Origin of the sequence: Sabulibacter ruber, assembly GCF_017355955.1 — a bacterium.
GTDB classification, from domain to species: domain Bacteria; phylum Bacteroidota; class Bacteroidia; order Cytophagales; family Hymenobacteraceae; genus Nibribacter; species Nibribacter ruber_A.
Genome location: NZ_JAFFID010000093.1, coordinates 1 through 293, shown reverse-complemented (window position 1 = coordinate 293; position 293 = coordinate 1). Strand labels below are relative to the sequence as shown.

Sequence of the window (293 nt, the reverse complement as noted above, 5' to 3'; positions counted from 1 at the left end):
CACAGTGGGAAATTGTTAAATGAAGCGCTCCGGGAGATCCGCTTGTGATTCCGATTTTCGACGATGTTGTTCCACAGCTTCAGAGCTTAGCCGAACTGACAAACGATCAATTGTCAGAGCATCTTCAGGCGACGCGGGCGGCGTATGAGCGGGAGAAGTGCCGGAATAAGGCTCAGACCCTGTTTGCCGGAATGATCGTGCTTCAGAAGGAACTCAAACAAAGACGGCTTTGATCGTGTTCGATCGGTGTCCGCACCGATAATGGTTGCAAAGCTCAGCTGCGGCTGCATTCT

At 51.9% G+C, this 293-nt stretch carries 1 protein-coding gene; it reads right to left on the bottom strand.

The features are described from left to right. Nucleotides 1-113: 113 nt before the first annotated feature. Nucleotides 114-293: hypothetical protein (locus JT719_RS24590; RefSeq protein ID WP_207436423.1), on the bottom strand; the 180-nt coding region annotated here is incomplete at its 5' end.